This is a genomic window from Bacillus sp. AP50 (genome assembly GCF_040492675.1).
Lineage (GTDB): Bacteria > Bacillota > Bacilli > Bacillales > Bacillaceae_G > Bacillus_A > Bacillus_A cereus.
Genome location: NZ_JBEUTW010000104.1, coordinates 1 through 8200, shown reverse-complemented (window position 1 = coordinate 8200; position 8200 = coordinate 1). Strand labels below are relative to the sequence as shown.

Below are 8200 nucleotides of genomic sequence, written 5' to 3'. Positions count from 1 at the left end.
GTACAGCTCGTTTTTTCTATTTCTCAAATAAAATTAGAATAATTGTATATTTGGCGGTATTATATGAAAAATCTTTATATCTTGTTTTTGAAAATACGCAAAGAAGTCTATCCTTTCTTTATAAAATATAAGAATTATTTTCAGAAAATTGTATTGTTACAGTAAGAAAAGTGTAGGAAACTTATCATTATAAAATAAATTGAAATCTTCTAAAAACTCTGATACATTGAAATAGAAATGTAGTTTCACGATATTGTAAAGGCTTACAGTTATGTGCACGAAGATCTATTAGGATTGGAGGAAATAATGATGAAAGCTGAAGAGAAATTTTCCCCGGGATTAGATGGTATAGTGGCAGCGGAGACGAAAATCTCGTTTCTTGACACAGTAAAAGGTGAAATTGTAATTCAAGGGTATGACTTAATCGAACTCTCAAAAACAAAAGAGTATTTAGACATTGTGCACCTTTTATTGGAGGAACATCTACCGAATGAAGATGAAAAAGCAACACTTGAAAAGAAATTAAAAGAAGAATATGCAGTACCAGAAGGTGTATTCAACGTACTAAAGGCATTGCCTAAAGAGACGCATCCCATGGATGGATTACGTACAGGTGTGTCAGCGTTAGCTGGTTACGATAATGATATCGAAAACCGCTCGTTAGAAGTGAATAAAAGCCGAGGGTACAAGCTGTTAAGTAAAGTGCCAAACATTGTAGCGAATAGCTATCATATTTTAAATAATGAGGAGCCAATTGAACCTCTTAAAGAATTATCTTATAGTGCGAATTTCTTCTATATGTTAACTGGTAAAAAACCAACTGAACTTGAGGAAAAGATCTTTGATCGTTCCCTTGTTTTATATAGTGAGCATGAAATGCCAAACTCTACATTTACAGCTCGCGTTATTGCATCAACACAATCAGATTTATACGGTGCTTTAACAGGTGCAGTTGCATCTTTAAAAGGAAGTTTACATGGCGGTGCAAATGAAGCGGTTATGTACATGCTTTTAGAAGCTGGTAATGTTGAGAAATTTGAAGAGTTATTACAGAAGAAACTATATAACAAAGAAAAAATTATGGGCTTTGGACACCGTGTTTATATGAAGAAGATGGATCCAAGAGCACTTATGATGAAGGAAGCTTTAAAACAGTTATGTGATGTAAAAGGTGATTATACACTATATGAAATGTGTGAAGCTGGAGAAAAGATTATGGAGAAGGAAAAAGGAATTTATCCAAATCTTGATTATTATGCAGCTCCAGTATATTGGATGCTAGGTATTCCAATTCAACTTTACACACCAATCTTCTTTAGCTCTAGAACAGTGGGGTTATGTGCGCACGTTATTGAGCAACATGCAAATAATCGTTTGTTCCGTCCACGTGTAAATTATATTGGCGAGCGACATGTACTTAGTAAATAAGAACAACTGGGGAGTTGTTAGCGCCGCCCGCCAGATGGGTGTTTGACCGACACCCATCATTAATAATAACGAATTTTCGACAGAAAGGGAAGGATAGCATGATTAAAACAAATGAAATTAAGCAAAAAGATGCATTATTAGAAGAGATTACCGATTATGTATTAAATAAAGAGGTTACTAGTGCAGAAGCATTCAGTACAGCTCGTTACGTATTACTTGATACACTTGGATGTGGAATTTTAGCACTGCAATATCCAGAATGTACGAAATTACTAGGACCAGTTGTGCCAGGAACAATCGTGCCAAATGGTACACGTGTACCAGGTACGTCTTATGTACTAGATCCAGTAAAAGGTGCATTTAATATCGGATGTATGATCCGTTGGTTAGACTATAACGATACTTGGCTTGCAGCAGAGTGGGGACATCCATCTGATAACCTAGGCGGAATTTTAGCAGTTGCAGATTATATTAGCCGTGTTCGTATTTCAGAAGGAAAAGAAGCTTTAAAAGTACGTGAAGTATTAGAAATGATGATTAAAGCACATGAAATTCAAGGCGTGCTTGCTTTAGAAAACAGCTTAAACAGAGTTGGTCTTGACCATGTATTATATGTAAAAGTAGCAACAACTGCAGTAGTTGCTAAAATGCTTGGCGGAACACGTGAAGAAATCTTTAATGCATTATCACATGCGTGGATTGATAATTCTAGTCTTCGTACATATCGTCATGCTCCAAATACGGGCTCACGTAAATCATGGGCTGCAGGTGACGCAACGAGCCGCGGTGTTCATCTTGCAATGACTGCTCTAAAAGGTGAAATGGGTTATCCAACAGCATTATCTGCGCCAGGATGGGGATTCCAAGATGTATTATTCAATAAACAAGAATTAAAATTAGCAAGACCACTAGAGTCATATGTAATGGAAAATGTATTATTTAAAGTGTCATATCCAGCAGAATTCCATGCACAAACGGCTGCAGAATGTGCAGTGAAGTTGCATCCGGAAATTAAAGAGAGATTAGATGAAATTGACCGTATTACAATTACAACTCATGAATCAGCAATTCGTATTATTGATAAAGAAGGTCCATTAAATAACCCAGCTGATCGTGATCATTGCTTACAATACATTACGGCAATTGGTTTATTAAAAGGAGATATCGTTGCAGACGATTATGAAGATGCAGTAGCAAACGATCCACGTGTAGATGAATTACGTAATAAGATGGTTGTTGTTGAAAACAAACAGTACAGTTTAGATTACCTTGACCCGAACAAGCGCTCAATCGCCAACGCTGTTCAAGTTCACTTTAAAGATGGCACAGTAACAGAAAATGTGGAATGTGAATATCCACTTGGTCACCGCTTCCGTAGAGACGAAGCAATTCCAAAAGTTGTTCAAAAATTCACTGCAAATATGGCAGGTCATTATTCTAGTAAGCAACAAGAACAAATTCATGAAGTTTGTTTAAATGAAGAAAAACTAGAAAATATGAATGTAAACGAATTTGTAGATCTATTCTTAATTTAATAATAGGGGGAATTTAGAATGGCTTGGGTTGTGAAAAAGCAGTCAACACAAGAGGAGCTTGCGAATCGATTCCGAGCTTTAGTAGAAGCAAATGAAATTTTGCAAATTCCAGGTGCTCATGATGCAATGGCAGCTCTTGTTGCAAAAAATACAGGTTTTTCAGCTCTTTATTTATCAGGAGCTGCTTATACTGCAAGTAAAGGCTTACCAGATTTAGGTATCGTGACGTCTACTGAAGTGGCTGAGAGAGCAAGAGATTTAGTAAGAGCTACAGACTTACCTGTTCTTGTTGACATTGATACAGGATTTGGTGGTGTACTAAATGTGGCGAGAACAGCTGTAGAAATGGTGGAAGCGAAAGTAGCAGCTGTCCAAATTGAAGATCAGCAATTACCAAAAAAATGTGGACATTTAAATGGTAAGAAACTTGTTACTACAGAAGAATTGGTTCAAAAAATTAAAGCGATTAAAGAAGTTGCACCGAGCTTATACATTGTAGCACGTACTGATGCTCGCGGCGTTGAAGGATTAGATGAAGCAATTGAAAGAGCAAATGCATATGTAAAAGCAGGTGCAGACGCAATTTTCCCTGAAGCGCTTCAATCAGAGGAAGAATTCCGTCTATTTAATAGTAAGGTAAATGCACCTTTGCTTGCGAATATGACTGAATTCGGAAAAACTCCATATTATAGTGCAGAGGAATTTGCGAATATGGGCTTCCAAATGGTTATTTATCCTGTAACTTCACTTCGCGTTGCAGCGAAAGCATATGAAAATGTGTTTGCTTTAATTAAAGAAACAGGTTCTCAAAAAGATGCACTTTCTAATATGCAAACGAGAAGTGAATTATACGAAACAATTTCATATCATGACTTTGAAGAGTTAGATACTGGTATTGCAAAAACAGTATTATCAGAAGATCAATAGATAAAGCGGCGAAGGCGATGAAAATACATCTTTGGCAAAATAAAATGCTTGATGTGAAAAATCATCGCCTTCTATTTTCAAAAAAGATATTCCACTCATCGTAGACGAGCATAAGCAAAAAGCTATGAAAGCCGAATGATAGGGGGATACATATGGAGAAAACGAAGTTACCATGGGATGAATTTTTTTCACTTAATAAAGATATAAATCATACTTACTTTACACCAGAAGATTTTTCAGGTGATGAAGATTTAATCGCAAAAACGACAGAACAATTCGTTAAACAAGAAATTGTTCCACAAATGGAGAATATTGAACAACATAACTATAAAGTTTCTCGTCAATTATTTGAGAAAGCTGGGGAACTTGGATTATTAGGCATTGAGGTACCAGAAGATTATGGCGGGTTCGAGTTAGGAAAGGCTGTCTCAGGTCTTGTAGCAGAGAAAATGGGTTACGCTGGTGCGTTTAGCGTTTCTTTTAATATACACGCTGGTGTCGGTACATTGCCTTACATATATTATGGAACGAAAGAGCAAAAAGAAAAATATTTACCGAAAATCGCATCGGGAGAATGGATTGGGGCTTATGCTTTAACGGAGCCAAATGCTGGTTCGGATGCATTAAGTGCAAAAACAAGCGCCGTATTGAATGAAGAGGGAACAGCTTGGAAGTTAAATGGTGAGAAGCAATGGATTACAAATGCTCATATGGCAGATGTATACGTTGTTTTTGCGAAGACAAATAAAGGAATGACAGCGTTTATTGTCGAAAGAACATGTGAAGGTGTATCTATTGGATTAGAAGAAAAGAAAATGGGGATTAAAGGTTCTTCAACAGCGACTCTTATTTTAGAAGATGTTGTCATCCCTGCTGAAAATGTTTTAGGGGAAGTTGGGAAAGGACATCACGTAGCCCTTAATATTCTTAACTTTGCTAGACTTAAACTTGCTTTTGGAAATATTGGAACAGCAAAACAAGCAATTGGTTTGTCGGTTCAATATGGAAAAGAGCGAAAACAGTTCCAAACGGAATTAGTAGACTTTACGATGATTCAAGAGAAAATTGCAAATATGATTATTGCTACATATGGAGCCGAAAGTGCAGCTTATCGTACAGCAGGTGTAATCGATGAAGCAATTCATGAGAGCGATGAAGATCTTATGAAGAAAATGTCCCAATTTGCAATTGAATGTGCACTGAATAAAGTAAATGCTTCTGAAACACTTGCTTATATCGTAGATGAAGCTGTACAAATTCATGGTGGTTACGGTTATATGCAAGAGTATGAGGTAGAACGATTATATCGTGATGCAAGAATTAGTCGTATTTTTGAAGGAACGAACGAAATTAATAGATTAACAGTTGCTAAAATGTTAATGAAACAAATCGAACAATTAGAAGACACTGAAGTAGAAAGTAATGTAGCAAATGTAGAAAGAAACCATCGTTACATTTTATTAGCGAAAAAATTGTTGAAACAATCTTTGAAAACGCTCTCTAAAACTCCAGGTCTAAAAATTGACCAAGAACAAGAATATTCACGTGTAATATCAAATATGTTGACGGACGTGTACGTCATGGAATCAGCGTTTTTACGTACGAGAAAAGCGGTACGTAAAAATGGAGAGGAAAAAGAACGTACGAAGCAACTCATAACGGATGTTATTTGTGAAGAAGGATATCGTAAAGTAGAAGAAGCGGCGATTTCTGTACTTTCAGCAGCTGTCACAGAAGAACAAGATAGAAATGTGATTTTAGCTGAAATCCGTCAATTATTAGTACCTTTATACACGAACGTATTTACGAAGAAGAGAGAAATTGCGAAAGCTATTATAAATCGTGGGAAATATATTGTGTAAATAGGAGGAAAGCGATATGAAAAAGATTGGTTTTATCGGTTTAGGTAACATGGGTCTTCCAATGTCAAAAAATCTAGTTAAATCAGGTTACACAGTATATGGCGTGGACTTAAATAAAGAGGCGGAAGCGTCCTTTGAAAAAGAAGGCGGAATTATCGGTCTATCAATCTCAAAACTAGCAGAAACATGTGATGTAGTTTTTACAAGTTTACCTTCACCTCGCGCTGTTGAAGCGGTATATTTTGGAGCAGAAGGATTATTTGAAAATGGTCACTCGAATATAGTTTTCATTGATACAAGTACGGTATCGCCGCAGTTAAACAAACAGTTAGAGGAAGCTGCAAAGGAAAAGAAAGTAGACTTTTTAGCAGCACCTGTGAGCGGTGGTGTAATCGGAGCCGAAAACCGAACATTAACGTTTATGGTTGGTGGATCAAAAGAGGTATATGAGAAAACGGAATCTATCATGGGCGTACTAGGCGCGAACATTTTCCACGTTAGTGAGCAGATTGATAGTGGTACAACTGTTAAGTTAATTAATAACTTATTAATTGGTTTTTATACAGCTGGTGTGAGTGAAGCTTTAACATTAGCGAAAAAGAACAATATGGATTTAGATAAAATGTTTGATATTTTAAATGTAAGTTACGGTCAAAGTAGAATTTATGAACGTAATTATAAAAGTTTTATAGCACCTGAAAACTACGAGCCAGGATTTACTGTGAACTTATTGAAGAAAGATTTAGGATTTGCAGTTGACTTAGCTAAGGAAAGCGAACTCCATTTACCGGTAAGCGAAATGTTATTAAACGTATATGACGAAGCGAGTCAAGCTGGATATGGTGAAAACGATATGGCTGCTTTATATAAGAAAGTTAGCGAGCAATTAATTTCTAATCAAAAATAAATTATACAAAGGAGAGAATACAATGATTACAACTGAAATTAAACGAGTAAAAAATCACATTAACGGTGAGTGGGTTGAATCGACAGGTACGGAAGTAGAAGCAGTTCCAAATCCAGCGACTGGAAAAATTATCGCTTACGTTCCACTATCTCCAAAAGAAGATGTTGAAAAAGCTGTTGAAGCGGCAAAAGCAGCATTCGAAACATGGTCTAAAGTACCAGTTCCAAATCGTTCAAGAAATTTATATAAATATTTACAGCTATTACAAGAAAATAAAGATGAGCTTGCAAAAATCATTACGCTAGAAAATGGTAAGACGCTAACGGATGCAACAGGTGAAGTACAGCGTGGTATTGAAGCGGTAGAACTTGCAACATCTACGCCAAATTTAATGATGGGTCAAGCACTTCCGAATATCGCTAGCGGAATTGATGGATCGATTTGGCGCTACCCAATCGGAGTTGTTGCTGGTATTACGCCGTTTAACTTCCCGATGATGATTCCGTTATGGATGTTCCCACTTGCAATTGCTTGCGGTAATACATTCGTATTAAAAACATCTGAAAGAACGCCACTTTTAGCGGAGCGACTTGTAGAATTATTCTATGAAGCAGGTTTCCCAAAAGGCGTATTAAATTTAGTACAAGGCGGAAAAGATGTTGTAAATAGCATTTTAGAAAATAAAGATATTCAGGCTGTTTCGTTCGTTGGCTCTGAGCCGGTAGCTCGTTACGTATATGAAACAGGTACGAAACACGGAAAACGTGTACAAGCGTTAGCAGGTGCGAAAAACCATGCGATTGTAATGCCAGATTGCAATCTTGAGAAAACAGTACAAGGTGTAATTGGATCTGCATTTGCAAGTAGTGGAGAGCGCTGCATGGCATGCTCAGTAGTAGCAGTAGTGGATGAAATTGCTGATGAATTCATTGATGTATTAGTAGCAGAAACGAAAAAATTAAAAGTAGGCGATGGCTTTAACGAAGAGAACTATGTTGGACCATTAATCCGTGAATCTCATAAAGAGCGCGTTTTAGGCTACATTAATAGCGGTGTAGCAGATGGGGCAACTTTATTAGTAGATGGCCGTAAAATTAATGAAGAAGTTGGAGAAGGTTACTTTGTAGGTGCGACAATCTTTGATGGCGTAAATCAAGAAATGAAAATTTGGCAAGATGAGATTTTTGCTCCAGTATTAAGCATTGTACGAGTTAAAGATTTAGAAGAAGGTATTAAACTAACAAATCAATCTAAATTTGCAAATGGTGCAGTTATTTATACGTCAAACGGTAAACATGCACAAACGTTCCGTGATAATATCGATGCTGGTATGATCGGTGTAAACGTAAATGTTCCAGCACCAATGGCATTCTTCGCATTTGCAGGAAATAAAGCGTCATTCTTTGGTGATTTAGGTACAAATGGCACAGATGGCGTTCAATTCTATACACGTAAAAAAGTTGTAACTGAGCGCTGGTTTTAATATAAAATAAACAGCCAAATTAGTTATTAAATGAAAACCACCACTATTAATAGTGGTG

General features: G+C 36.6%; 6 protein-coding genes. All 6 read left to right on the top strand.

Annotated elements, in window-relative coordinates; all coding sequences use genetic code 11:
* Nucleotides 1–306 precede the first annotated feature (306 nt).
* The 6 genes from mmgD to ABWK52_RS09550 all read left to right on the top strand — a co-directional run bounded on the left by mmgD (nt 307) and on the right by ABWK52_RS09550 (nt 8142).
* A complete protein-coding gene (gene mmgD / locus ABWK52_RS09575) occupies nt 307–1428 on the top strand; it encodes a citrate synthase (RefSeq protein ID WP_001987369.1) in 1122 nt (373 codons plus the stop codon).
* 98 nt (nt 1429–1526) lie between these two features.
* Entirely contained in the window at nt 1527–2963 is a 1437-nt protein-coding gene (gene prpD, locus ABWK52_RS09570; protein WP_000598123.1) for a 2-methylcitrate dehydratase, read from the top strand.
* Between the two features lie 18 nt (nt 2964–2981).
* Nucleotides 2982–3890: a methylisocitrate lyase gene (prpB, locus tag ABWK52_RS09565; protein ID WP_000312639.1), complete on the top strand. Its 909-nt coding sequence runs from the start codon at nt 2982–2984 to the stop codon at nt 3888–3890.
* A 152-nt stretch (nt 3891–4042) separates the two neighbouring features.
* Nucleotides 4043–5752 (top strand): acyl-CoA dehydrogenase family protein, encoded by a 1710-nt coding sequence (locus ABWK52_RS09560; protein WP_087948373.1) that lies wholly within the window; start codon nt 4043–4045, stop codon nt 5750–5752.
* A 16-nt stretch (nt 5753–5768) separates the two neighbouring features.
* Complete coding sequence (locus tag ABWK52_RS09555) at nt 5769–6659, top strand: NAD(P)-dependent oxidoreductase (RefSeq protein WP_000719408.1); 891 nt, start codon at nt 5769–5771, stop codon at nt 6657–6659.
* Nucleotides 6660–6681: 22 nt separating this feature from the next.
* Nucleotides 6682–8142, top strand: a complete 1461-nt coding sequence (locus ABWK52_RS09550; RefSeq protein ID WP_000633347.1) for a CoA-acylating methylmalonate-semialdehyde dehydrogenase — start codon at nt 6682–6684, stop codon at nt 8140–8142.
* Nucleotides 8143–8200 lie beyond the last annotated feature (58 nt).